This window comes from Clostridium fessum, assembly GCF_003024715.1.
In the GTDB taxonomy this organism is placed as follows: domain Bacteria; phylum Bacillota; class Clostridia; order Lachnospirales; family Lachnospiraceae; genus Otoolea; species Otoolea fessa.
This window is the reverse complement of sequence record NZ_PYLO01000002.1, coordinates 704,823-729,188: the sequence shown is the minus strand read 5'-3', so window position 1 is coordinate 729,188 and position 24,366 is coordinate 704,823. Positions and strand designations below refer to the sequence as shown.

At 52.5% G+C, this 24,366-nt stretch carries 20 protein-coding genes; 18 read left to right on the top strand and 2 right to left on the bottom strand.

Annotation, left to right across the window (positions count from 1 at the left end; genetic code table 11):
* Nucleotides 1-99 precede the first annotated feature (99 nt).
* From C7U56_RS08475 to C7U56_RS08390, 18 genes are all read left to right on the top strand, one after another.
* Entirely contained in the window at nt 100-540 is a 441-nt protein-coding gene (locus C7U56_RS08475) for a DVU_1555 family C-GCAxxG-C-C protein (RefSeq protein ID WP_107000907.1), read from the top strand.
* Between the two features lie 85 nt (nt 541-625).
* Complete coding sequence (locus C7U56_RS08470) at nt 626-3,547, top strand: molybdopterin-dependent oxidoreductase (protein WP_022359117.1); 2,922 nt, start codon at nt 626-628, stop codon at nt 3,545-3,547.
* 513 nt (nt 3,548-4,060) lie between these two features.
* Nucleotides 4,061-6,355 carry a pyridine nucleotide-disulfide oxidoreductase/dicluster-binding protein gene (locus C7U56_RS08465; RefSeq protein WP_181357205.1) on the top strand — a complete coding sequence of 765 codons (2,295 nt, stop codon included), beginning with the start codon at nt 4,061-4,063 and terminating at the stop codon, nt 6,353-6,355.
* Nucleotides 6,356-6,360: 5 nt separating this feature from the next.
* Nucleotides 6,361-6,597, top strand: a complete 237-nt coding sequence (locus tag C7U56_RS08460; protein WP_022360474.1) for a DVU_1557 family redox protein — start codon at nt 6,361-6,363, stop codon at nt 6,595-6,597.
* Between the two features lie 169 nt (nt 6,598-6,766).
* Nucleotides 6,767-8,338: a radical SAM (seleno)protein TrsS gene (gene trsS / locus C7U56_RS08455; protein WP_107000905.1), complete on the top strand. Its 1,572-nt coding sequence runs from the start codon at nt 6,767-6,769 to the stop codon at nt 8,336-8,338.
* 29 nt (nt 8,339-8,367) lie between these two features.
* Nucleotides 8,368-10,257, top strand: a complete 1,890-nt coding sequence (locus C7U56_RS08450; RefSeq protein ID WP_107000904.1) for a DVU_1553 family AMP-dependent CoA ligase — start codon at nt 8,368-8,370, stop codon at nt 10,255-10,257.
* A gap of 129 nt (nt 10,258-10,386) precedes the next feature.
* Nucleotides 10,387-10,788 carry a NifB/NifX family molybdenum-iron cluster-binding protein gene (locus C7U56_RS08445; protein ID WP_107000903.1) on the top strand — a complete coding sequence of 134 codons (402 nt, stop codon included), beginning with the start codon at nt 10,387-10,389 and terminating at the stop codon, nt 10,786-10,788.
* Between the two features lie 11 nt (nt 10,789-10,799).
* Nucleotides 10,800-12,485: a DVU_1551 family NTP transferase gene (locus tag C7U56_RS08440; protein WP_107000902.1), complete on the top strand. Its 1,686-nt coding sequence runs from the start codon at nt 10,800-10,802 to the stop codon at nt 12,483-12,485.
* Nucleotides 12,486-12,506: 21 nt separating this feature from the next.
* Complete coding sequence (locus tag C7U56_RS08435) at nt 12,507-13,526, top strand: molybdopterin-binding protein (protein ID WP_107000901.1); 1,020 nt, start codon at nt 12,507-12,509, stop codon at nt 13,524-13,526.
* Between the two features lie 69 nt (nt 13,527-13,595).
* Nucleotides 13,596-14,672, top strand: coding sequence for an XdhC family protein (locus C7U56_RS08430; protein ID WP_181357204.1), 1,077 nt, complete (start codon nt 13,596-13,598; stop codon nt 14,670-14,672).
* Between the two features lie 390 nt (nt 14,673-15,062).
* Nucleotides 15,063-15,917, top strand: a complete 855-nt coding sequence (gene modA / locus C7U56_RS08425) for a molybdate ABC transporter substrate-binding protein (RefSeq protein ID WP_107000899.1) — start codon at nt 15,063-15,065, stop codon at nt 15,915-15,917.
* A gap of 200 nt (nt 15,918-16,117) precedes the next feature.
* Nucleotides 16,118-16,897 (top strand): molybdate ABC transporter permease subunit, encoded by a 780-nt coding sequence (gene modB, locus C7U56_RS08420; protein ID WP_107000898.1) that lies wholly within the window; start codon nt 16,118-16,120, stop codon nt 16,895-16,897.
* Nucleotides 16,894-17,982: a sulfate/molybdate ABC transporter ATP-binding protein gene (locus C7U56_RS08415; protein WP_107000897.1), complete on the top strand. Its 1,089-nt coding sequence runs from the start codon at nt 16,894-16,896 to the stop codon at nt 17,980-17,982. Before modB ends, C7U56_RS08415 begins: the two co-directional genes overlap by 4 nt.
* A gap of 22 nt (nt 17,983-18,004) precedes the next feature.
* Nucleotides 18,005-18,994: an NTP transferase domain-containing protein gene (locus tag C7U56_RS08410; protein WP_181357203.1), complete on the top strand. Its 990-nt coding sequence runs from the start codon at nt 18,005-18,007 to the stop codon at nt 18,992-18,994.
* Nucleotides 18,969-19,445, top strand: a complete 477-nt coding sequence (gene moaC / locus C7U56_RS08405) for a cyclic pyranopterin monophosphate synthase MoaC (protein ID WP_107000895.1) — start codon at nt 18,969-18,971, stop codon at nt 19,443-19,445. The genes C7U56_RS08410 and moaC overlap by 26 nt, the downstream gene beginning before the upstream one ends.
* A complete protein-coding gene (moaA, locus tag C7U56_RS08400) occupies nt 19,442-20,422 on the top strand; it encodes a GTP 3',8-cyclase MoaA (protein WP_107000894.1) in 981 nt (326 codons plus the stop codon). The genes moaC and moaA overlap by 4 nt, the downstream gene beginning before the upstream one ends.
* Nucleotides 20,423-20,552: 130 nt before the next feature.
* Nucleotides 20,553-20,990 carry an MOSC domain-containing protein gene (locus C7U56_RS08395; protein ID WP_022360487.1) on the top strand — a complete coding sequence of 146 codons (438 nt, stop codon included), beginning with the start codon at nt 20,553-20,555 and terminating at the stop codon, nt 20,988-20,990.
* 29 nt (nt 20,991-21,019) lie between these two features.
* Nucleotides 21,020-21,508 (top strand): MogA/MoaB family molybdenum cofactor biosynthesis protein, encoded by a 489-nt coding sequence (locus C7U56_RS08390; RefSeq protein ID WP_107000893.1) that lies wholly within the window; start codon nt 21,020-21,022, stop codon nt 21,506-21,508.
* A 176-nt stretch (nt 21,509-21,684) separates the two neighbouring features.
* Here C7U56_RS08390 and C7U56_RS08385 read toward each other — a convergent pair whose 3' ends face one another.
* Complete coding sequence (locus C7U56_RS08385) at nt 21,685-22,386, bottom strand: response regulator (protein WP_022360489.1); 702 nt, start codon at nt 22,384-22,386, stop codon at nt 21,685-21,687.
* Entirely contained in the window at nt 22,379-24,340 is a 1,962-nt protein-coding gene (locus C7U56_RS08380) for a DUF4118 domain-containing protein (protein ID WP_107000892.1), read from the bottom strand. The genes C7U56_RS08385 and C7U56_RS08380 overlap by 8 nt, the downstream gene beginning before the upstream one ends.
* Between the last annotated feature and the right edge of the window lie 26 nt (nt 24,341-24,366).

The following is a 24,366-nucleotide window of genomic DNA, read 5'->3' as shown; positions in this document are numbered from 1 at the left end:
GGTGCAGATGTATATACAAACTCGGATACGTTAAGCGGTACTGTCTTTTCAGAGGCGGTGCCGCTTTTCTTTTTGTGTTTCTAAGAACAGGAGGTGCGGATGGAGCCGGATATTAAAAAACTGAACCAGCTGCTTTTATCGGGAAGCTGCTGCAGTCAGGCACTTGTTTCGCTGGGACTTACCCTTAAGGGCGAGGAGAACCCGAGCCTTCTGAAGGCATCTGCAGCACTCTGTCTGGGAGTCAGAAGCGGGCTGACCTGCGGAGCTTTGACCGGTGCGGCGATGATGATGGCGCTCTTTGAGCCGGAAGCGGCATACAGCGAGATGATACCGGAACTGGCAGACTGGTTTCAGGAAAACTATGGTGAAATCTATGGAGGAAGTGATTGTCATTCGATTTTAGGAGATAACATGGCCAACAAGGCACTTCGGTGTCCCCAGGTGGTAGAGAATACCTACCGCAAGGCCAGAGAACTTCTGGAGGACTATGGCGTGGATCTGGCGGATCTGGCAGAGATGCTGGAAAACGCGGATGACTAAGGAATCGTAAGTATTGGGTATGATGCGGAAGGATAGTCGGAAGCATCAGGGCTCTATTTATTTTAAAGAAGGAGGACGAAACAGCATGAAATTAAGAAAAATGATGTTGAACATCAACGGTGTGGATCGTATGTTTATGTGCGATCCGGAAAACGATAAACTGTCAGATGTTCTGCGCCGGATCGGTCTGACCGGTGTTAAGGTTGGATGTGGAACCGGTGTCTGCGGTTCATGTTCCATCATTCTGAACGGACAGGTAATCCGTTCCTGTACCAAGAAAATCAGCCAGGTAGAAGAGTATTCCAAGATTACCACCATCGAGGGTATCGGTACTCCGCAGCATCTGCATCCGTTACAGGTTGCATGGATGAACTGCGGTGCTGTACAGTGTGGTTTCTGTGTACCAGGCTTCATCGTTTCCGCATATGCTCTGTTAGAGCAGAACCCGGATCCGACCCGTGAAGAGGTTCGTGACTGGTTCCAGAAGACAAGAAACGTATGCCGTTGTACCGGATACAAACAGATTGTAGATGCAGTTATGGCTGCAGCTAAGGTTATGCGTGGCGAGTGCAGCATCGAGGATATCAAGTTCCACAATCCGGAAGATGGCAACTACTACGGAAAACCGGTTGTTCGTCAGGATGCACTTGGTAAGGTTTGTGGTCTGACCGACTACGGCGATGATCAGGCTCTTAAGATGCCGCAGGGCGTTTTATATGCAGCTATCGTTCAGCCGAAGGTTACCCATCATGCAAAGATTCTGGCTATCCATACTGAGGAAGCTGAGAAGATGCCGGGCGTTGTTAAGGTTATCACAGCAAAAGACCTCATCGCAGCAGGCGGAACTAACATCATGGCTGAGGGTCAGTTCCATGAGAGAAGTACTGTTATGACACCATCCCGTAAAGTTCTTCAGGATGAGAAGATCTATCGTTACGGTGATGTTATCGCTATGGTAGTAGCTCATACACATCGTCAGGCTCGTGCAGCAGCCGCTAAGGTTACGATGGAATACGAACAGCTGCCAGAGTATCTGACATATCTGGATGCAGTTATGCCGGATGCTATCCGTATCCATGAGGATACCCCGAACATCTTCTGCGAGCAGCCGGTATTAAAGGGAGCAGGTCTGGAAGATGCAGAAGAAGTAAGAGACTTAATCGACAAAGCACCGCACGTAGTAGAAGGAAGCTTCTCCTCCTCCCGTGAGCCGCATCTTTCCATCGAAGGTTGTGTACTTCAGTCTTACTGGGGCGATGATGGTCTGCTGACCATTCAGTGTAAATCCCAGTGTGTATACTCCTCTATCGGACGTCTGGGTAACTGCCTTGGTGTACCGAAGGATAAATACCGTATCATCATGAACCCGACCGGCGCAAGCTTTGGATGGTCTACCAACGCAGGCGATATCGCACTGTGTGCAGCTTGTACCGTAGTTACCGGCGAGCCGGTATCCCTGTCCATGTCCTATGAAGAGCATCAGCACTTCAGCGGCAAACGCTGCCCGGCATACTCCAATGGCCGTCTGGCATGTGATAACGAAGGCAAGATCCTGGCTGCTGAGTTTGATATCGGTATGGATCACGGCGCTTACTCCTGGGGCGGTGACGACGTTATGACCAAACCGGCACGTTTCACCTTCTTCCCGTACAATGTACCGAACGTAGCAGGTCTGGTTCGTGTAGCCAACGTAAACCATGCATTTGGTACTGCTTACAGAAGCTACGGTTCTCCGCAGGCATATACACTCAGTGAGCCGCTGATGGATATGATGGCAGAAGAGCTGGGCATGGATCCGTTCGAGTTCCGTTATAAGAATATCTGCCGTGAAGGCGATAAGAATATCAACAGCTATGTATATCCGCAGTATCCGATGGAGAAGATCATGGATACTATGCGTCCAATCTATGAGAAAGCAGTGGCTGATGCGAAAGCAGCTGACACACCGGAGAAGAGAAGAGGCGTTGGTATCGCATGGGGCGGCTTCAACGTTACTGAGGGCGGCGGCGATAGTGCTGAGGTTGCTCTTGAGCTTATGCCGGGCAACAAGATCCGCAAATACGACACATGGCATGCAATGGGTCAGGGTGCTACAACCGGTTCTCTGGTAGTAACACTGGAAGCTCTGAAAGAGATGCATCTGACACCGGAAGATATCCAGCTGATTCAGAATGATACCAAGACCTGTCCGGATACCGGTATGGCTGGTGCCAGCCGTTCCCTGTACATGGATGGTAATGCAACCATCATCGCAGCGAACAAGCTTCTGGCAGCTATGAGAAAAGAAGATGGTACCCTTCGTACCTATGATGAGATGAAGGCAGAAGGCATCGAGACCAAGTATCTTGGCCGTTATGAGACCAACACAACTCCGGGTCTGTGCCGTCTGGATCCGAATACCGGTATCGGCGACCCGACTCCGGCATTCACATACTGCCTGAACCTGGCAGAGGTTGAGGTTGATACTAAGACCGGTAAGACTACCGTTCTGAAATTTACCTGTGTTGACTTCGTTGGACGTATCGGTAATATCGATGCTGTTAACGGTCAGGCATACAGCGGTATCATGCATGGTATCGGCTTTGCCCTGAAAGAGGACTACGCAGACGTTAAGAAACATGCGAACATGTTTGGCGCTGGTACTTCCTACATCAAGGATGTTCCGGATGATATCAACCTGATTCATATCGATGGCGCTATCTCTGATGGTCCGTTCGGTTCTTCAGGCGCTTCTGAGGCATTCCAGGCATCTGGCCACTGTGCAGTTCTGAATGGTATCTACAATGCCTGCGGCGTACGTATCCATGAGATCCCGGCACTTCCGGAGAAGGTAAAAGCTGGTCTGGATGCAATCGCAAAGGGCGAGAAACCGTACGAGCCGAAGAAATACTTCCTTGGTTCCGATATGTATGAGGAACTGGAGAACATCAAAGAGAATCCGGTACAGGTAGGAACCCAGAGTTTCTACGTATCCCTGGATGATCCGACAGCTGAGCGTCCGTTCTAATCCGATTCGGAAGAGGAATGCGTGGCTGCACATGAAGCGGGCAGCTGCGGCAAGGCGTATCGCGTGATTGTAAATAAGAATTAAATAAAAGCTGCTGCGAACCTGCAGAATCTATGTTTAGAGAGGTAGGTTTTGCAGCGGCTTTTTTGTAATAGGAAATTCCTTGGAACAATGATGCGTACTCGTGTGAAGATGCAGGTTGTCGCAAGCGACCGCGCGAGACGCCCGAATGTGCCAAGACATATTCTTTGGTTATGGTGTATAATAAAAAGTATTAAAATTGGCTCCTGGAATTTTTACTTATCGATGGAGGACGGGATAAATGATTCTGGGAGAGGATAAATGGTTACTGTTCACGGGTAGGCACTTTTGGAACCGAAAGTGCCGTAAGAAAACGTGGTGGCAGCAGGAATTTGCCGTATTTAAATGCGAAGCCACGGCAAATTCCGTTACTGGACACGTATGCGTGAACAGTAACGATAAATGCAGGAGAAAAGAAGGGAGGTCCGCCCTGTGAGCTATTTGGAAGATTTTGAAAAGACGCTGGCGGAGAAATGCCATCAGAACGAGCCGCCGTTCTGCCAGGCAGCCTGTCCGTTCCGGCTGGATATCAAGGGGCTGGAAGAAAAGTGGAAAAAGGGACGTTTCAACGCGGCGTACCGGACCTATCAGAATACGGTGGGATTTCCGGATATTGTGTCGAAGCTGTGCAGCCATCCGTGCGAGAAGGCGTGTCTGCGCGCGAAGCTGGACGGGGGAATCGCGATGGGGCTTTTAGAGCGGGCGACGGTCAAGTACGCGAAGCGGAAGGCACCGAATGCGTATAACCTGCCGTCGAAAGGGAAAAGGATCGCGATCGTCGGAGGCGGTCTTTCGGGGCTTGGCTGTGCGCTGCGTCTCTGCAATAAAAAGTACGATGTAACGGTTTATGAGCGGGAAATGGTTCTGGGCGGTCAGGCGAGAAACCAGATGGATCCGGCGGAATTTGATGCGGAGATCGAAGCGCAGTTCCAGTTTGAGGAATTTTCACGCCATCTCGGTGAAACGGTAACGGATCTGGAGGCACTCCGGGCGGACTATGATGCCGTGTATGTGGCAACTGGGGCAGACGGCGCGGACTTTGGTCTGGAAATGGACCCGGACGGCGCATTTGCGACCCGGACCCAGGGCGTTTTCATTGGCGGTTCTCTGACGGGCGGCGACAGCATGAAGGCGCTGGCGGATGGGCTGGCGGTTTCGCTTGCGATCGAACGGTATCTGAAAACGGGCGGCATGAATGAGCCATTTCGAAAGGAAGGGACACTTTTAAAGCTTCAAACGGATGGGATTGAGCGTGCCGAGCGGGTGGTTCCGGCAAACGGGGAATCGTATACGGAGGAAGAGGCGATGCAGGAGATCGCGCGCTGCCAGAAGTGTTCGTGTGATGCCTGTATGCGTGCTTGTGATCTGATGCGCCTGCATGAGAAAACACCGCGCCGTTTGTATGAAGAGGTTTACATAACAATTCATCCCGGTACGTTATCGCGCGATGGTACGTGGGCGACGAGACTGATCAGCACCTGCGATCACTGCGGGCTGTGCAAGGAGGTCTGCCCGCAGCATATTGATTTTAGCCAGTTTTTGCTCGAAAGTATGCGGGCAATGCGGAAAAAGGGCGCGATGCCGTGGCCATTTCATGATTTCTGGCTGCGCGACATGGCGTATGCCTCCGGAAAAGCGGGGCTTACGCGGAAACCGGAGAATGTTAAGCAGAGTTCCTACGCCTTCTTTCCGGGATGCCAGCTCGCCGGTTCGGATCCGCGCTATGTGACGCGGACATATGAGTGGCTGCATTCCAAAAAGCCGGATGCGGCGATCTGGATGACCTGCTGCAGTGCACCTGCCGAGTGGGCAGGCGAAGTGGACATCCACGCGGCACATCTGGAAAAAATGCGGCAGCAGTGGAGAGAACTGGGCGAACCAACCGTGATTTTAGCCTGCCCGAACTGCCGGAAGATGTTTGAAGAATACCTGCCGGAGCTGCCGGTCGTTTTCCTGGAGGAAGTGATGGAAGAGTGGGGCATGGAGAAAGATGCTGCTTTGGAACCGGACAATGCTGAAAAGGGTGAAATGGAAGCAGGAAGTACCCAGCAAGCGCAGTCGTATGCCTTGTTTGATCCCTGCGCCAGCCGCTATTACCCGGAATTGCAGGAGAGTGTACGCCATCTGGCGGATGCGGCGGGGATTACGTGGGAAAATCTGCCGTATGACGGGAAAAAGGCGCGCTGCTGCGGATACGGCGGACATATCGGGATTGCTTCTCCGAGCCACACAAGCTATATGACAACTTCCCGTGCAAAAGAGGAGGAACTGCCGTATGTGACCTACTGTGTCAACTGCCGGGAGTCCTTTGCCGGACAGGGCAAGGAGGCGGTTCATATCCTCGATCTGTTGTTTGGGTTAAATGGCGCGGGGCGCCCGGCGGCGACGGTGACGGAGCGCTGGCACAACCGCCTGGCGGCGAAACGGGAACTGCTTAAGACGTACTGGAATGAGACGATCGAAGAGGAAACACATATGAAATTAGAAGTTGAGAAGGAGCTGGAACGCAAATTGTCAGCGGGTCAGATTTTGATCGAAGATATGGAGCAGGTCATTGAACACTGTGAGCGGGAAGACCGCGGTATTATCGACCCGGAGACGGGACATCGGATCGGGCATCTGAAGATCCAGCATATGACCTACTGGGCAGAGTACGAGGTGCTGCCGGACGGCGGTTATAAGCTCTGGAATGGCTACAGCCACCGCATGAATCTGGAAGGAGAGTGATGAGTATGCCGACGATTGATGGAGGCGGAAGAGATCAGCGGATCAAAGAGGCGTTGGAGAAAAAAGTCATCTGCCGCCGGTGTCAGGTGGAGATGGTGCCGAAATCCACATTTTTTGACTATCTGGGGCACAATTTCCACACCGAGATCCTGTGCTGCCCGAAGTGCGGCGAGGTATATCTGCCGGAAGCGCTGGTAAAAGGGCGTATGGCGGATGTGGAGAGAGAGCTGGAAGATAAGTAGATAGTAGATATAAGTATGATTCATGAGAGATGCTTTTGGATCTGAAAAGGATAGGTGAGACAGGCTGGCTGCGGGGATTTGCCATGTGTGAACATGAGAACACAGCCCATCTGCGGCTGGCTTCATCATGGGAGAATTGTAATGAATTGAGATAAGGGGATGAAGGACGATGGTAATGAACTTACAGGACAGAGCCCTCCTGCCAGAAGAAATGCGCCATACATACAGTGTCTGTCCGGTCTGTTTAAAACGCATTCCGGCAAAGCGGGAAGAGCGGGACAGGCAGATATATCTGGTAAAAACCTGCCCGGATCACGGGACATTTTCCAGTGTAATCTGGAGAAATAAGCGTAAGTTTGCCGACTGGCGCGGGGAACGTCCGGCGGTGGGAGAAAATGAAAATCTAAATTGCCCGGCGGGCTGCGGTCTGTGTGCGGAGCACAGACGCGCCACCTGCTGTACCTTGCTGGAGATCACAGCGCGGTGCAATATGAACTGTACCTTCTGTTTTGCGGAGCCGGACGGGGCCAAGGATCCGTCCTTAGACACGGTAAAACGCTGGATCGACGATCTGACGGAGCCGGGAAAGACACTTTTGCAGCTTTCCGGCGGGGAACCGACAGTGCGGGACGATCTGCCGGAGATCGTGGCGTATGCGAAGCAGGTTGGCTGTAAATATGTGCAGTTAAACAGCAACGGTCTTCGCCTGGCGGAGGACGAGGCGTTTGTAAAGCGTCTGGCGGATGCGGGACTTTCGTTTGTATTTATGCAGTTTGACGGCGTGGACGATGCCGTATATGAAAAACTGCGCCGCCGCCCGATGCTGGAAGTGAAAAAACGGGCGATCGAGCAGTGCGGCCGGTATGGAATCGGCGTGACGCTTGTTCCGGTCCTTGTTCCGGGCGTCAATACGGAGCAGATCGGGGACATCATCCGGTTTGCCATTCAGCGGTCGCCGTATGTGCGCGGCGTGCATTTCCAGCCGGTCAGCTATTTTGGACGTATCCCGGAGCTTCCGGCGGATGATGACCGCTATACGCTGGATGAGCTTCTGGAGGCGGTTGTCAGCCAGAGCGGCGGGCTTATCAAAGAGGAACAGATCGCGCCATCCTGCTGCGATCACCCGATGTGTGGGTTCCACGGGGATTTCATCGTGATGCCTGGGGATAAATTGATGCCGCTGACAAATTATAGTGGAAAAACCGAGACAGAACCGGAGGGCGAAGGCTGCTGCTGCGGTCCGGATCCGGCGGAGAAGAACCGTGAATTTGTCGGACGGCGCTGGGAACGGCGCGATCTGGAAGAGACGTGCTGTTGTGGAGAAAGTCAGCCGGAAAAAGAAAGCTGCTGCTGTGGCGGAACCCAGCCAGAACCAGAAAGCTGCTGCTGTGGCGGAACCCAGCCAGAACCAGAAAGCTGCTGCTGTGGCGGAACCCAGCCAGAACCAGAAAGCTGCTGCTGTGGCGGAACCCAGCCAGAACCAGAAAGCTGCTGTTGTGGCGGAACTCAGCCCGAATCAGAATTCTGCTGCTGTGAAGAAGAGTCGGTTGACATAACAAATATGGAGGACTTCTTAAAGCGTGCCAAAAGCCACGGCTTCACGATCACATCCATGGCGTTTCAGGATGCCGGCAATCTCGATATCGAGCGTCTGCGCCAGTGCAGCCTGCATGTGTATAAAGACGGGAAGAAGATTCCGTTCTGTGCGTACTACTTGTCTCCGATGGAAAGAGGCAGATAATAGAGGCGCAGAAAGGAGAGGTGCAAAAAATGGATACAAATGAGTGCAGTCTCTGCCGCCCCGGTGGATTTGCGCTGACGAGGCAGATGTTCCAGTTTGCGGGAATTGAGATACCAGAGGCGGGAGCGGCAGATACGGAGTCTATAGATCCTGCAGTGCCGTTTCGCGTCATCGACATCGGCTGCGGAGCTGGCGGCACGATGCGCTGGCTTTCTGAGCATTGCCCGGGCTGGCAGATTTCCGGCCTGGATAAGAATCCGGATGTGCATGAACCTGGCTGGATAGAGACTGGATGTGCGGAGAAACTGCCATATCCAGATCAGACGGCAGATATCATTCTGATGGAATGCAGTTGTTCCAAAGCTGCGGAACCGGCGGCGGCGCTCCGGGAGGCGTACCGGGTGTTAAAGCCGGAGGGATGGCTTTTGATGAGCGATATGTATGCCCGGAAAAAAGAGCTTTTCTTAGACGGGATGCTGGGACGGCTGGAGTCCGCTAAAACAATCTGTGACCGGATGGCGGATGCGGGTTTTGCGCTTGTAAATATGCAGGATGTGTCTGGAACGCTGGCGGAGTGGATCGGGCAGCAGATCTTTGATGGAAATCTGGAATCCGTCTGCGCGGCGCTGGGGGCGGAACGGAAGATTTTAAAAGAAGCGGGCTGCGGTTATTTTATTGCAGCGGCGCAGCCGTCCGGGTTATGGCGGACACTTTCGTATGTAAAGGAGAAAAGTCCATTTTATCAGAAGAAATTTACATCCGTCTGGGGACAGCTTGGGGAAATGGCAGGTTCCGATGTACGGCTCGCGCCGGATTCGTTTTCATGGGCGGATTTCCGGACACTTCCCCTCACAACCCCGGAGGAACTGAAAGCGGAGCCGGAAACATTTTTATGTGTTCCAGCCAAGGAGATCGCGCGTATCATCACGCTGAAAACCTCCGGCAGTACAGGGGCACCGAAGCGCCTGTTTTTTACCGAAGACGATCTGATGCAGACGGCGGATTTCTTTGAAACAGGGATGCAGTACATGGTAAAGCCAGGCGATCGGGTCACGGTTTATATGGAAGGACCGGGATTTTTTTCGATTGGAGGACTTTTAAAAGAAGGATTGGGGCGCATCCGGGTGGAGACGAAGGTTCACGGGCTGATTCACGATATGGAAGCGGCAGCGCGGGACGGCGAGGGGGCAGACTGCCTGATCGGTGTCCCAAGCCAGATGTATGCGCTGGCAGCCCATGCGCCGGGACTTGGCCCGAAAACAGTGCTCTTAAGTGCTGATTATGTGCCGGTCAGCGTGCAGCGTTTTTTGGAAAGAACCTGGAACTGCCGGGTCTTTACGCACTGGGGTATGACGGAAACTGGTTACGGCGGCGGCGTACAGTGTGGGGCGCGCGGGGGTTACCATATGCGGGACCGGGACCTTTTGATTGAGATTCTGGATCCGGAGACGGGACAGCCGGTTCCGGAAGGGCAATACGGCGAGCTGGTTCTGACAACGCTTCGGCGGCGGGGAATGCCGCTTGTGCGCTATCGGACCGGCGATCTGGGGCGGATGATTGCAGAACCGTGTGCCTGCGGATGTTTAAAGCCTAGACTTGATAAGGTTGAGGGACGGCTGGATGACAGCGTCCGGCTGTCCGGCGGCAAGGTGCTTTCCATGCACCTATTAGATGAGCTTTTATTTGCCCTGGATGAGGTGGAAGATTTTCAGGCATCTTACAATGCGGCGCAGAAGCATCTGACGGTGGCTGTTATGAAGAAAGCGGGTTATGCAGATACGGTAGGAAGCAGAGTGAAAAATGTCAAAGCAGCATTAACGGAATACTTTGGGAACTGCCTGACCGTTTCTGTGATAGAAAAAGAAATTTCCCCCTATATCGGTTCGGGAAAAAGGCGGCTAATCATCGAGGAAAAATGAAAAATGAGTGGCAAAATTCAATATCATGAAAAACTTGACGATGAGTTTTGATTGCAGTATCATAAAATTAAAAATAATTGAGAAATTTTGAAAAAAATCAGCAAAATTTGACAAGAACAAGGAGAAAAAATGAACATAGCAATTGCATCAGAGACAGAGGAGATCGACGGACTGGTGCCGGCGACTTTTAAGGAGAGTCCGTTTTTGATGATTATTGACGCGGACAAGAACCAGATTTTCCATGTCTATGGAAAACAGGATCCGGACAATCTGGTATTTGCGAAGAAGGTGGTAGAACATGACTGTGAGGCAGTCATCTGCGGACCGATCGAGAAAGAACCGTTTGAGATACTGGTAAAGGCGGGCGTGACCCGTTATCTGGGAAGCGGGCATACGGTTCAGAAGGCATATAGCTATATGAACCGTTATAAACTGGAGCTGATCCGCGACTACATCGGCGGACCGGGACAATTTGGACACAGCCATGATTTCAGCTGCGAGTGTGGGGAAGAAGAGGAACACGAGCACTAGGAAAGGACAGAATGCGGACGATTTATTTGATCCGGCATGGGAAGCCGGAATTTCCAGATGAACGGAAATATTGCATCGGGCGGACGGATCTGCCGCTTTCAGAGGAAGGGCGGACACAGATTCGGGCGCTGGGGGAGACATTTGCGGGACGCAGAATTGAAAAGATTTATACCAGCCCGTTAAAGCGCTGCCGGGAGTCAGCCGCGATCCTGCAGGAAGTGATTGACAGAAGTATTCCGATTGAGGTCGTAGATGGTCTGGCGGAGATTGACATGGGGGAATGGGATGGTCATTCCTTCGATGAAATCCGGGAACAGTTTCCAGCGGAGTATGTGGCACGAGGGGCAGATATGTACGATTTCCGACCGCCGCAGGGAGAGAGTTTTGCAGATTGTGCAGGGCGCGCCAGGACAACCTGGAATGAACTCCGGATGAAGAGCCGGGGCGATATTCTGGTAATCGGACACGCGGGTTGGTTTCGGACACTGATCAGTGGCTGGGAGAAGCGGAAAAAGACAGAACTTCTGCAGATTCCCTTTGGCTACGGACAGGTGTATGAAAGAAAGGATTATGTATTTGACGCCTTGATCTCGGCGGCGGGGCGATCCTCGCGGATGGGGGATTTCAAACCACTCATGAAGCTCGGCGCCCAGACGGTCCTGGAACGTGAGATACAGACGCTGCGGGCGTGCGGCGTACATGAAATCACGATCATTACCGGACGCCGGGCGGAAGATATACGCGCGGCGGCTGCGGGACCGGGAATCCATTTCATCCACAATCCGGCGTATGCGGAGACGAAAATGTTTGATTCCGTCTGCCTGGGGCTTTCCTATTATAAGGAAAAGCGGAAAACGGCAGGAAAAGAGACGCTGGATGGCATTTTCTTTTTCCCGGTGGATGTGCCACTGTTTACGCCATTTACGCTGGAATATGAAAAATACCGGTTTGCGGAAGGCGATGGGGATGTCTATCTCCCGGAGTATGAGAAAACACCGGGGCATCCGCTTCTGATCCGTGCAGATGTGATCGAAAAACTGCTGCAGCATGACGGGACGATGGGACTTAAAGGCGCCTGTGAACAGCCGGGAATCCGCCGGATTTTCCTGGATGTGCCGGATCCAGGCTGCGCGTTTGATGCGGATACGCAGGAAGAGTTTCAGAAATTGCGTGACTGGGAGAGAAAACGTCCTGTCCCGGACAAAGAGGAGTGCGAGCGTCTGCTTGCATGGTTCCACACGCCGGAGGCGGCGGTGCGCCATAGCCGGGTGGTTGCGGAGCTGGCCGTGGAATTGGCAGATAGAGTTCTAAAGTATAGGGCGGAAAGGTGTGTGGAGATGACATACAAAAGCCCGCCAATCGATAAATATAAAATCTACGCGGCGGCGCTTCTTCACGACATCGCTAAAGCATACCCCGAACATCCGGAGACAGGGGCGGGATGGCTGCGGCTTCTGGGACATACCGGGATCGCGGATATCGTTGCGGATCATATGGATCTGCCGGAAGAAAAGCTGGGATATCTGAATGAAAGCCTGATCGTGTATCTGGCGGACAAGCAGGTACAGGGAGAACGGCGTGTAACGATCGAAGAACGGTTTGCGGCAAAACGGGAGAAATTTAAGGATAACCCGGAGGCGCTGGAGGGCGTGGAACGGCGGTATCAGCTGGCAAAGCGTGCGGAGGCATTACTGTAAAAAGGAAAAGAGGAAAATCATATGAAATTAATGAAAACAACCGAGGCAGTCGGACAGGTACTCTGCCATGACATGACGCAGATTATTCCGGACGTGACGAAGGACGCCGTATTCCGTAAGGGACATATCGTGCGCGAGGAGGACATCCCGGTGCTGCTTTCCATCGGAAAAGATCATATTTATGTCTGGGAAAAGGACGATACAAAATATCATGAGGACGAGGCGGCGGACATTCTGCGCGGCATCTGCCAGAATGAGTATATGCGTGCAACCGATCCGAAGGAAGGCAAGATTGAGCTGATTGCGGAGACGGACGGTCTGTTTCAGGTTGATGAAGAACGCCTCTTAAAGGTCAACAGCCTGCCGGAGATGATGATCGCGACCCGCCGGACGAATTTTCCGGTAAAAAAGGGTGATAAGTTAGCCGGAACCCGTGTGATCCCGCTGGTAATTGAAAAAGAAAAAATGGAGGAGGCGAAAAAGGCAGCGGGTTCAGAGCCGCTGTTAAAGCTGATTCCGTATAAAAATAAGAAAGCGGGCATTGTGACGACCGGAAATGAAGTATTTTATGGACGGATTGAGGATAAATTTGGCCCGGTCATCCGGGACAAGCTTCAGGAATTTGGTGTGGAAGTTCTGGGACAGAAGATTATAGGGGACAATCCGGATAAAATCACGGAGGCAATCCGGGAATGGCTGGATCAGGGTGCCGATTTTGTTGTCTGTACCGGTGGCATGAGCGTCGATCCGGATGATACGACACCGAGCGCGATCAAGCAGACCGGGGCGGAGGTTGTCTCCTACGGCGCGCCGGTACTCCCGGGAGCGATGTTCTTGCTGGCATATACGAAGGACGGAAAGCCGATCATGGGACTTCCGGGCTGCGTGATGTATGCGAAGAGGACCATCTTTGATCTGGTGCTGCCGCGTGTGATGGCAGATGTGCCAGTGACAAAAGCGGATCTGGCGAAAATGGGCGCAGGTGGTCTGTGCTTAAATTGTCCAACCTGTATTTTCCCGAACTGCGGTTTTGGTAAATAATCGAGCCAGAGAGAGGCGATGAGGCAGCAACCGCGATGGCACAACTGCGAAATGAGAAATGGATGGCTCATGCAGTATAAAAGAGAGGAAGTGCGTGATATGAATCTGTATGGGGAGATTCTGAAAAAACTGGAAGGGACGCCGTGTCTGGCGCTCGAGAGAAGCTTTGTGGGAGAAGAGGGAAATCTAGCAGATATGCGCTGTGAACTGAAAGAAGGCGCAGAGGCGTCGGAGATTGGAAAAGAAGCCCTGACACAGGGGCAGCCGGTCTGTGGGCGCGCCGGAAGCAGTTGGAATGTGGCGGAACCATTTTTCCCGAAAGAGCGCCTGATTATTCTCGGAGGCGGCCATGTGGCTCTTCCGGTGGCAGAATTTGGCGCGCGCGTCGGATTCCTGGTAACTGTGGTGGACGACCGCCTTTCCTTCGCGAATCCGGGACGATTCCCGATGGCAGAGAAGGTGATCTGTGATGACTTTGGGCATGCGATCAAAGAACTCAAGATTCAGGAGAGCGACTATATCTGTATCGTTACGCGCGGACACCGCCACGATGCGGACTGCCTGCGGATGATTGGAAAAGGAAAAGAACCGGCGTATCTCGGCATGATTGGTTCGAGACGCCGCGTCGGTATCGTGAAACAGGAGCTTCTGGAAGAAGGTTACGATCCAGAGCGGATGAGCCGTTTAAAGAGCCCGATCGGTTTAAAGATCGGCGGTGTGACACCGGAGGAGATCGCGATCTCGATTCTGGCGGAGATCATACAGGTAAAGCGCATGGATCGGGAAGACAAACGTGTGAAAAACCGTTCCGATCTGGATTTTGATGTGCTGAAACGCCTGGCAGAGGAGCCGGATGAGTCGAAAGCAGTGGTCACGGTGATTGAATCAAAGGGATCCTCCCCGCGCGGGGCAGGCGCGAAGATGATTGTCTACCGGGACGGACGGATTCTCGGCAGCATCGGCGGCGGCTGCAGCGAGGCGGCCGTGCTGGGCGAGGCACGTTCTCTGATCGGAAGCAGCAGGTACAAAGTAGTTCATGTAGATCTGACCGGCGAGGCAGCGGAAGATGAAGGAATGGTCTGCGGCGGCATTATGGATGTGCTGGTGGAAGACTTTGCCACGGATCGGGAACCGTGTGACCGGTAAGGAAACCGAAGCACCGGCGTATTTGGATAAAAAATTTCAAATAAATGAAAAATAAAAAGATAAAAATAAAATACATGAAAAATCATCATAACAATTTCACGAAAATAGACGGAAGGGCTTGGAAAGAAAAACTGGAAAATTCATAAGAATAAAGGGAAAATGCAGAAAAAAGCCGCGTTATTTTTTGATGCACATAACGACGACGAGCATTAAATAAGAATTATTGTAAAGATTGACAAAAAAAGTGCCACGTGCTACTATTTGATTAGCAAATATCATTATAATTTTTCAAAAATAACGGAAGGGTAAAAACCACATTGCTATGGCGTAAGGAATCGAAACGAGGAGGATGCCGGAAACATGTGCGTGAAATGAGGGAGGAACCAAGATATGAGAAAAACGTGGGCACTTGTAATAGCAGCAGCGATGGCGGCAGCATCCCTGACCGCATGTTCATCCAGCAAACCGGCTGAGACAGCAGCACCGGAAACGGAGGCAGTTGAGACAGAAGAGACCGAAGCAGAAGCAGAGGCAGCCGGCGACCAGCAGGAGATTCTGGTAGCGGCAGCAGCCAGCCTTCAGTACGTTATGGAAGACAAGATTCAGCCGGCATTTGAGAAAGAGAATCCGGACATCAAGCTGAGCTTTACCTTTGACAGTTCAGGAAAGCTGCAGACCCAGATTGAAGAGGGCGCAGATGCAGACGTATTCTTCTCCGCAGCGATGAAGCAGATGAACGCGCTGGAGGACGAGGGACTGGTTGATGCAGATTCTGTCGTAGAGCTTCTGGAAAATAAGATCGCCCTGATCGTTCCGAAGGATTCCACACTGGGAATTACCGGTTTTGAGGATATTACAAAGGCAGAGAAGATTGCACTCGGCGATCCAGAGAGTGTTCCGGTTGGACAGTACTCCAAGGAAGCCTTTGAGAACCTGGGTATGTGGGATGATGTAGAGGCTAAGACAAGCTTTGGTACCAACGTAACCGAGGTTTTAAGCTGGGTAGCAGCCGGAAGCGCTGATGCAGGTATCGTGTACCTGACCGATGCAACCACCAGCGACCAGTTTGACCAGGTAAAGGTTATCGGATATGCACCGGAAGGAAGCGTATCGAAGGTTATCTATCCGGTTGGCGTTGTAAGCGCAAGCACAAAGAAAGATGCAGCACAGAAGTTTGTAGATTATCTGGGAACTGATGATGCGCTCTCCTTCTTTGCGGAGTATGGCTTCACAGCAAATAAATAAGCCGGGAGCGATGGCTGTCTGGGATATGCAGCCGACTGTGTGAACAGAAAACAGGACGGCGAAGGACAGACAGTGAACAACGTAGGGAATAAAATCCGCCGCAGAATGCAGGGTCCGCTGAAAACCAGGTGTTCTGCGGCAGTTTTTATCTCAGTCGAGAAGACTCCGAGAGTACATTTCATAGGAAAGGGGGAAGAAAGATGGACTGGTCTCCGATATGGATATCGATGAAAACAGCAACGCTGTCGATCATTATTACGTTTTTTCTGGGAGTCTGGATGGCGCGGCTGGTGGTATCGGCACGCTCTGAGAAAGTGAAAATGGTGCTGGACGGCATCCTGACGCTTCCGATGGTCCTGCCGCCGACGGTAGCAGGCTTCTTCCTGCTGATGATTTTCGGTGTAAAACGACCGCTCGGACAGCTGTTTCTGGAATTGTTTGGCGTCAAGATTGTATTTTCATGGGCGGCAACGGTGATCGCGGCGGTGGCGATCTCATTTCCGCTTATGTACCGGGCAGCGCGCGGCGCGTTTGAACAGGTCGATGTGACGCTTATCTATGCGGCTCGGACGCTGGGATTTTCCGAGAGCCGCATTTTCTGGAGGGTGATTCTGCCGTCGGCGATGCCGGGCGTCCTCAGCGGCGCGATCCTTGCCTTTGCGAGAGGACTGGGCGAGTTCGGTGCGACCGCGATGCTGGCGGGCAATATCGCCGGAAAGACGCAGACACTGCCGCTTGCCATCTATTCACAGGTGGCGGCTGGAAAAATGTCGATGGCATACCAGTATGTGTGGATCATCGTGGTGATTTCCTTCCTGGTCGTCGTGCTGATGAATGTGCTGTCGCGGCGGGATATGCGCGGAAGCAGCAATCATAAAAAGAAGGATAACAGTGTGGAAGCGGGCGGTCAGGATGCAAAGGTTTCGGTGGAACTGTTTGCGGACAGGGAAGCGGATGCACAGAAGGGAGGCGCGGGATGAGCCTGCAGGCGGCAATCAAAAAGAGATTTTCCGGCTTTTCGCTGGACGTATCGCTTAACACCGATGGCGGCGTCATGGGCATTCTCGGCGCCTCCGGAAGCGGCAAGAGCATGACGCTCAAGTGTATCGCCGGAATTGAGACGCCGGACGAAGGGCGGATCGTGTTAAATGGCAGGGTGCTCTTTGATTCGGAAAAGCGCATCAACCTGCCGCCGCAGAAGCGGAAAATCGGTTATTTATTCCAAAATTATGCATTGTTTCCGAATATGACCGTAGAAACCAACATTGCGGCGGGGCTTTCGGGCAGCAAGGAGGAAAAACAGGAGGCGGCTGCCCGCATGATCCGTCTCTTTAAATTAGAAGGGCTTGAAAAAAGGTATCCGTCCCAGCTTTCCGGCGGACAGCAGCAGCGTGTGGCGCTGGCGCGCATTCTCGTCTATGAGCCGGATGTGATCATGCTGGATGAACCATTTTCGGCACTTGATTATTATCTGAAGGAACAACTGCAGTTCCAGGTGCGCGAGGTACTCCGCGGGTACACGGGCGATGTGCTGATGGTCAGCCACAGCCGGGACGAGGTCTATCGGTTCTGCGAGAAGAGCATCATCTTAAACCGCGGACAGGTGGCGATGAAGGGAGAGACGCGGGCGATTTTTCAGAAACCGGAAAATGTCACTGCGGCACGCCTGACAGGCTGTAAAAACTTCAGCCGGATCCGGCGGATCGGCGAATATGAGGTGGAGGCGCTAGACTGGGGACTCACGTTTCAGACCGAAGAAGCAGTTGCCGCGGAGCATGCCTATATCGGCATCCGGGCGCATCAGTTTTATCCGGCGCGCGGCAGTGCGAATGAATTTACGTGCGAGTGGGGGGACACACTCTGCCAGCCATTTGAGTGGGATATTTTGCTGCGTCCGGTGGAAAACGCAGAGGCAGCGGGTGACAAAGAAAATGCACCGGAACGCGAGGTGATCTGGTGGAAGGTAGACTATAAGCAGAGTGATTCACTAAACCGGTATCAGCGCGGCGACCGCGTCCGGCTGGGAATCGCACCGGGAGATATCATGCTTTTAAAAGAAGGTTAGAATGATAGAAAAGGGGATATGTATGGCAGACGGGAAAACAGGCGCGATCATCCTGGCGGCAGGGCGGTCGGCGCACATGGAAGAATTAAAGCCGATGCTCCGGATGGGGCAGACCACGATGATACAGCGGGAGATCGACACGATCCGGCAGGCGGGGATCTCGCCGATCGTCGTCGTGACCGGGTATCAGGCGGATGTGCTGGAACGTCATATTTCACACCGTGGTGCGGTCTGTATCCGAAACAAGCGGTATGAGACATCGCAGATGTACGGCTCAATCTGCATGGGACTGCGCCATATCCAGAAAAAAGCCGATCGGGTGCTGTTGTTCCCTGCCGACGTGCCGATGATCACGGCGGACACAATCGAGAAGATGGCGCAGGCGCCCGGAAGCATGGCAGTACCGGTCTGTCAGGGAAAAAAAGGACACCCGGTCATGCTGTCGAAGGAAGTGTTTGGACATATCTTAACGTACCGGGGTGGAAAAGGACTCCGCGGCGCAATGGATGCGTGGGGCGAAGGCGTCCGGGAGATCGAGGTTGAAGATCCGGGTGTTTTACTGGACACCAATACGAAAATGGACTACGAATCGCTGCTTGCCTACGAAAAAGACAGGCAGAAGCGCGGGGAGCTGGCATTTCAGGCGTCGATTTCGCTGAGCCGCGAGGAAGAATGCTTCAGCGCGCTGACGGCGGATTTTCTGGAGGCAGTTGCTGAGAGTGGTTCAATGCTCGGTGCCTGTCAGATCCGGGATATTTCCTACAGCAAGGGCTGGAAAATGCTCAAGATCGCGGAGGCGCAGCTGGGAATCCAGTTTTTAGAGCGCCAGACGGGCGGAAGCAAGGGCGGATTTTCTGTGCTGACGCCGGAGGGAAAGGTGTTTTTAGAAAAATTCCGCCGGATGGAAGCAGCAGTGCAGGCGGCAGCAGAAGCAGCGTTTGAGAAAATCTTTCTGGAGCCGGAAGAAGAGGAAAAGGAGGATACAGATGGAAGAGAAATTAACGCATTTTGATGAAAAGGGAAATGCGATCATGGTAGATGTAACGGAAAAGAAGATTACCAGCCGGACGGCGACGGCATCCGGCAAGATTCACGTCAATGAAGCTGTCATGAAGGCGGTTCTGGAGGGAACGGTTGCCAAGGGCGATGTGCTGGGGGTGGCGCGTGTGGCGGGAATCATGGCGGTGAAGCAGACCGCACACCTGATCCCGATGTGCCACACACTTCTCATCACGAAATGCAGCGTGGATTTTGAGGTGAATGAAAAAGAGCTGACGATCAAGGCACTTTGTACTGCGAAGCTGGAAGGAAAGACCGGCGTCGAGATGGAGGCGCTGACCGGTGTCAGCGTGGCGCTTCTGACCATTTATGATATGTGCAAGGCGATCGACAAGCGGATGGAGATCGGAGAGATACATCTCGATGCAAAATCGGGAGGAAAGAGCGGGGAATTTGTGCGATGATAGACGGATACGGCAGAACGATCGACTACGTCCGGATCTCCGTGACCGACCGATGCAACCTGCGCTGTGTGTACTGTATGCCGGAGGAAGGCGTCTGCAGCATTTCACATGAAGAGATCCTGCGGTTTGGTGAGATCGAGAGGGTCTGCCAGATTCTGGCAGAGAACGGCATTCAGAAAATCAAGCTGACCGGAGGCGAACCGCTGGTGCGCCGGAGACTGCCGGAGTTAGCAGCAGCGTTAAAACAGATTCCGGGAATCAAGAGCCTGACGATCACGACGAACGGTGTTTTATTAGAAGAAATGTACGATGCGCTGGCGGAGGCGGGGGTTGATTCAGTCACGATCAGCCTGGATACGCTGGATGCGTCGGTGTACCGGCAGCTCACACGCCGGGATGAGATCGAAGCGGTCAGACGCGGCCTTCGGACGGCGATCCAGAAAGGCAGGATGCAGATCAAGATAAATTGTGTGCCGGTGCTTGGGATCGAGGAGCAAAAGCTTTTAGAGGTGGCGGAACTGGCGAAAAACCATAACGTGCACGTGCGTTTCATCGAAATGATGCCGATCGGCATGGGAACGCAGTTTGCCTTTGTGAAAGAAGATGCGTTGAAGCATGCGCTGGAAGAGGCATTTGGAATCTTTACCCCGTGCGGGGACGTGGCAGGAAATGGCCCGTGCCATTATTTCGCAGTCCCTGGCTTTCAGGGGCGGATCGGTTTTATCAGCGCGGTCAGCCATAAATTCTGTTCCGAATGCAATCGGATACGGCTGACCTCAGAAGGATTCTTAAAAACCTGTCTCCAGTATGACAATGGGGTGGAATTAAAGACCATTCTGCGCGGCGGCGGTACCGATGAAGACCTGCGCCGGGCGATCGGACAGGCGCTTGCGGAAAAGCCGAAGGGACATAGTTTTGAGAAAAAGACGGAATTTACGGATCGGGAACACCGGGGAATGTCCCAGATAGGCGGATAAGCAGGGTGTTTGTGAGGATTATGATTATGGTTTCTGCGGTGAAAGTGTGAGCCGGCGGAATGTTACAAGTGAAATATCGTATATGAAATATGAAATCGGAAAATTTATGGATAGAAAAGGGGAAACAATCATGGGAAAAGTAATCGCAACGTGTACCAGTGAAATCAAAGGTGTTCAGAAGAAAAATGTCCATCAGGTCTGTCTTATCGAGGACTATGGAATCGAGGGTGACGCCCATGCGGGCAAATGGCACCGTCAGGTCAGCCTTCTTTCATATGACAGGATTCAGGAATTCCGCGCGCGGGGGGCGAAGGTCGAGGACGGCGCGTTTGGTGAAAATCTGGTCGTGGAAGGAATCGATTTCAAGACGCTCCCGATCGGGACAAAATTTAAATGCAACGACGTCGTGCTGGAATTGACACAGATCGGAAAAGAATGCCACCATGGATGCGCGATCTTCCAGGCAATGGGCGATTGCATCATGCCGCGCGAGGGCGTATTTACGAAGGTGCTGCACGGCGGCGTGATCAAAGAGGGAGATAATCTGGAGATTCTGGAAGAAGCGTAGGAAAGAGATCAAAGAGAGGTGGGAAACCAATGAGAGCAGCAATTATTACATCCAGTGACTCTGGGTACGCGGGAAAACGGGAGGACGTGAGTGGTCCGGTAATCGCAGAAATGGTGAGAGAGGCTGGTTATGAGGTGGTCTGGCAGAAGGTGCTGCCGGATGACCAGGCGATGTTGGAAGAGGTGATGAAGGAGATCTGCGATGAGGGAAAGGCCGATCTGCTCTTAACAACGGGCGGAACGGGATTTTCTCCGCGCGACGTGATGCCGGAGGCGACGCTGGCGGTCGCGGAACGGATGGTTCCGGGTATCCCGGAGGCGATGCGGGCATACAGCTTACAATTTACAAAGCGGACGATGTTAAGCCGAGCGGCAAGCGGGATCCGCAAACGCACGCTGATCGTCAACCTGCCGGGCAGTCCGAAGGCGGTGCAGGAGTGTCTGGAATACATTCTGCCACAGCTGGATCATGGATTAAAAATCCTTTTGGGGCTTGATGGGGAATGTGCTAGAAAGTAGGGAAAGCAGCAAAAACGAAGATGGAAAAACAGATATAATATATGAGACGATGTATGCTAATAGCGAGGACTTTCAAGTCCTCGCTATTTCAACGATGGTCAGCGCATTTGTGGCTGAATGGAATGACCACAAGAAATCTACTCCATTCAGTCATGAATGTTCCGTTCAGGAATTACTTACTCGATGCGGAGCATCCGATAGCCGATTCCGATGTGTGTTTGTATGTATTGCTGCCCGTCTTTTCCGCGTTCCAGCTTTTTGCGCAAGGTTGCCATGAACACCCGCAGAGAAGCGATATCGTTTTCCCAACTGCTGCCCCAAATCTGCTGCGTGATATAGGTGTGTGTCAGAACCTTACCAACATTTTTGGAGAGCAGGCACAGCAGCTTGTATTCGATGGGTGTCAGGTGTAGCTCTGTGCCGTCAAGATATGCGCAGCCTGCCGCATAGTCGATTTTCAGCGCACCATTCGTAAAAATCGGAGAATCCTGCACGGAGTCTGTTTTCATCATCGACAGTCTCCGCTGCGTCACCCGCAGTCGTGCCAACAGTTCGTCCACGGAAAAAGGCTTCGTTAGATAATCATCCGCCCCAGCATCCAGCGCCCCGATTTTATCGGAATCCTCTGTTCTGGCGCTGATCACAATGATCGGCATATTCGACCACGACCGGATTTTTTGGATGACTTCCACGCCGTCCATATCCGGCAGCCCCAGATCAAGCAGTACAATGTCCGGGTTGTGAGACAGCGCTTCCATCACGGCACTTGCGCCGTTTTGCGCCGAAAGATACCTATATTCGTGAGTTTTTAGTGTCATCGTTATTAAATTTCGCACCGGGGTATCATCTTCTACAACGAGGATGAGCGGCTTATTCATTTAAGTTCACCTCACTAAGTGGTATTGTAAAGGAAAAGATGCAGCCATGCGGCGAATTGTCTTTCAACGTCATTTCACCATGATGTGCATGGACAATAGTTTGACAGAGCGTAAGTCCAAGTCCAAGACTTCGGCGGCTGTCGCCAATTGGATTCCCCCCAGTAAAGAACATTTCAAAAACACGTTCCTTCAGTTCATTCGGAATACCGGGACCGTTATCGCTGACACATATTTCAGCCATATTTTCTCGCGGGATTGCCGTGATCCGGATGTTCGAGCCAACTGGAGTATATTTGACTGCGTTATTCACCAGATTGATGAGCACCTGCATGATGAGTCCTGCGTCCATCCGTGCCAGCAACAGTACGTCTCCGCAATCTACTGCGATGTGATGTTCTGCCGCTCTTCGGTCAATATGCCTGAGTGCTTCCGATATGATGTCATCCACGACCTGATCAGAAAGGTGCAGCTTTACGCTGCCGTCTACAATTTTCGTAATGGAAAGCAAGTTCTCAACCAGTCCCGTCAGCCATTGTGCATCGTCATAAATGTCCGTAAAAATCTGTTTCCGTGTCTGCTCATCCAACACGTCATAGCTGTGCAGCAGCGTATCTGCGTTGCCGGAAATCGAGGTCAGTGGTGTCCTGAGATCATGAGAAATCGAACGCAAAAGATTGGCGCGAAGCTGTTCGTTCTTTGCAAGAACGGCAGCTTCTTCCTTTTCTCTGGCATTTCGCAGGTTATCCAGCGCCAGAGAGCACTCGCCGAGGATGGAGAACAGAACGCTGGATGTAAATGCGTCAGGCTGCGTTTGCTTTTCCATCGGAATCCCGACAACACCGTAAATCTGCTGCCCGGTACGGATGGCAAGATACAGCCGTTTTGCTTTTGGAAAGTTTTGCGTCGTTGCTCCGGCGCGCTTGCGGTTTTGCCAGACCCATTGAACCACGTTCTGTTCCCGGTCGGTATCTGGGATGCTGTATGGACTACTTCCGTCAGCCGGATAAATGTTCCCATCCAGCAGAGCGTTGCCCTGTGCCGGGTAAATCAGAACGTCTCGCTGCATGAGCTTTTGTATCTGCGTCGCGGTCATCCGATAGACCTCCTCCGGCGTTTCCGCTTTTTGGAGCTGTCTGTTCATATCAAAAAGGAGCTTCGTGCGATAAGCGTCCCGTGCGGATAGCTGTGCGTGGGCTTTGAGCTTGGCCGCAAGTGTACTTGTCAAAAGTGCAGCCGCGAACATGACGGCAAAGGTTATTGGGTATTTGCTGCCATAGGCTGCCAAAGACAGCCGGGGCTCCGTCATAAAATAATTGAACAGGAGGACACTCAAAAAAGCGGACAGCACACCGCAGGTATATCCGCTGGTAAAAGTGGAAGTCAGAAGCACACCCAGCAGGTAAACCATGATGATATTGGCATTTGCAAAGCTGAGCCGCAGAAAAATCCATCCGATGACCGTCGTAACTGCCAGAATTCCGATGGTCAGAAGTAGTTCCCGGGCGGTCGGAAACGCCGGGCGGATAGTAAGCGGCTGATTTCTGCGGCAGTTCTTATAGGCTTCCACATCCGGAATAATATAAATATCTACCTCCGGTGCAAGCGTAATGAGCTGTTCTGTCAGCGTCGATTCGCTCCAGAAATGCCGCCGCTGTATGCCGCTTCGTCCAATCACAATTTTGGTCACATCAGAGAGCCGCACATATTCCGCGATCTGTGTCGCCACATCTTCACCATGCGTTGTGACAATTTCTGCGCCAAGCTGCTGCCCCAGACGCATATTCGCCTGCAAACGGACGGTATCTTCCGCGTTCATATCAGCGTCTCCGGGGGTCTGCACGTAAAGTGCGGTAAGACTGGCGCAAAATGCCTGTGCCATTTTCCCTGCCATTCGTACAATGCGTTCATTGGATGGAGACGAGGACAGGCACACAAGAATATGCTCTTTTGGCATTTCGCTTCCTTTATTCTGCACATTTT

Bases quoted from the DNA above. Each gene is read 5' to 3' on its own strand.
- moaC (WP_107000895.1), top strand. From the start codon at position 18,969: ATGGAAGAGAAATTAACGCATTTTGATGAAAAGGGAAATGCGATCATG.
- C7U56_RS08415 (WP_107000897.1), top strand. From the start codon at position 16,894: ATGAGCCTGCAGGCGGCAATCAAAAAGAGATTTTCCGGCTTTTCGCTG.
- C7U56_RS08440 (WP_107000902.1), top strand. From the start codon at position 10,800: ATGCGGACGATTTATTTGATCCGGCATGGGAAGCCGGAATTTCCAGAT.
- modB (WP_107000898.1), top strand. From the start codon at position 16,118: ATGGACTGGTCTCCGATATGGATATCGATGAAAACAGCAACGCTGTCG.
- C7U56_RS08460 (WP_022360474.1), top strand. From the start codon at position 6,361: ATGCCGACGATTGATGGAGGCGGAAGAGATCAGCGGATCAAAGAGGCG.
- C7U56_RS08430 (WP_181357204.1), top strand. From the start codon at position 13,596: ATGCAGTATAAAAGAGAGGAAGTGCGTGATATGAATCTGTATGGGGAG.
- C7U56_RS08380 (WP_107000892.1), bottom strand. From the start codon at position 24,340: ATGCCAAAAGAGCATATTCTTGTGTGCCTGTCCTCGTCTCCATCCAAT.
- C7U56_RS08475 (WP_107000907.1), top strand. From the start codon at position 100: ATGGAGCCGGATATTAAAAAACTGAACCAGCTGCTTTTATCGGGAAGC.
- moaA (WP_107000894.1), top strand. From the start codon at position 19,442: ATGATAGACGGATACGGCAGAACGATCGACTACGTCCGGATCTCCGTG.
- modA (WP_107000899.1), top strand. From the start codon at position 15,063: ATGAGAAAAACGTGGGCACTTGTAATAGCAGCAGCGATGGCGGCAGCA.
- C7U56_RS08395 (WP_022360487.1), top strand. From the start codon at position 20,553: ATGGGAAAAGTAATCGCAACGTGTACCAGTGAAATCAAAGGTGTTCAG.
- C7U56_RS08450 (WP_107000904.1), top strand. From the start codon at position 8,368: ATGGATACAAATGAGTGCAGTCTCTGCCGCCCCGGTGGATTTGCGCTG.
- C7U56_RS08390 (WP_107000893.1), top strand. From the start codon at position 21,020: ATGAGAGCAGCAATTATTACATCCAGTGACTCTGGGTACGCGGGAAAA.
- C7U56_RS08445 (WP_107000903.1), top strand. From the start codon at position 10,387: ATGAACATAGCAATTGCATCAGAGACAGAGGAGATCGACGGACTGGTG.
- trsS (WP_107000905.1), top strand. From the start codon at position 6,767: ATGGTAATGAACTTACAGGACAGAGCCCTCCTGCCAGAAGAAATGCGC.
- C7U56_RS08410 (WP_181357203.1), top strand. From the start codon at position 18,005: ATGGCAGACGGGAAAACAGGCGCGATCATCCTGGCGGCAGGGCGGTCG.
- C7U56_RS08470 (WP_022359117.1), top strand. From the start codon at position 626: ATGAAATTAAGAAAAATGATGTTGAACATCAACGGTGTGGATCGTATG.
- C7U56_RS08435 (WP_107000901.1), top strand. From the start codon at position 12,507: ATGAAATTAATGAAAACAACCGAGGCAGTCGGACAGGTACTCTGCCAT.
- C7U56_RS08385 (WP_022360489.1), bottom strand. From the start codon at position 22,386: ATGAATAAGCCGCTCATCCTCGTTGTAGAAGATGATACCCCGGTGCGA.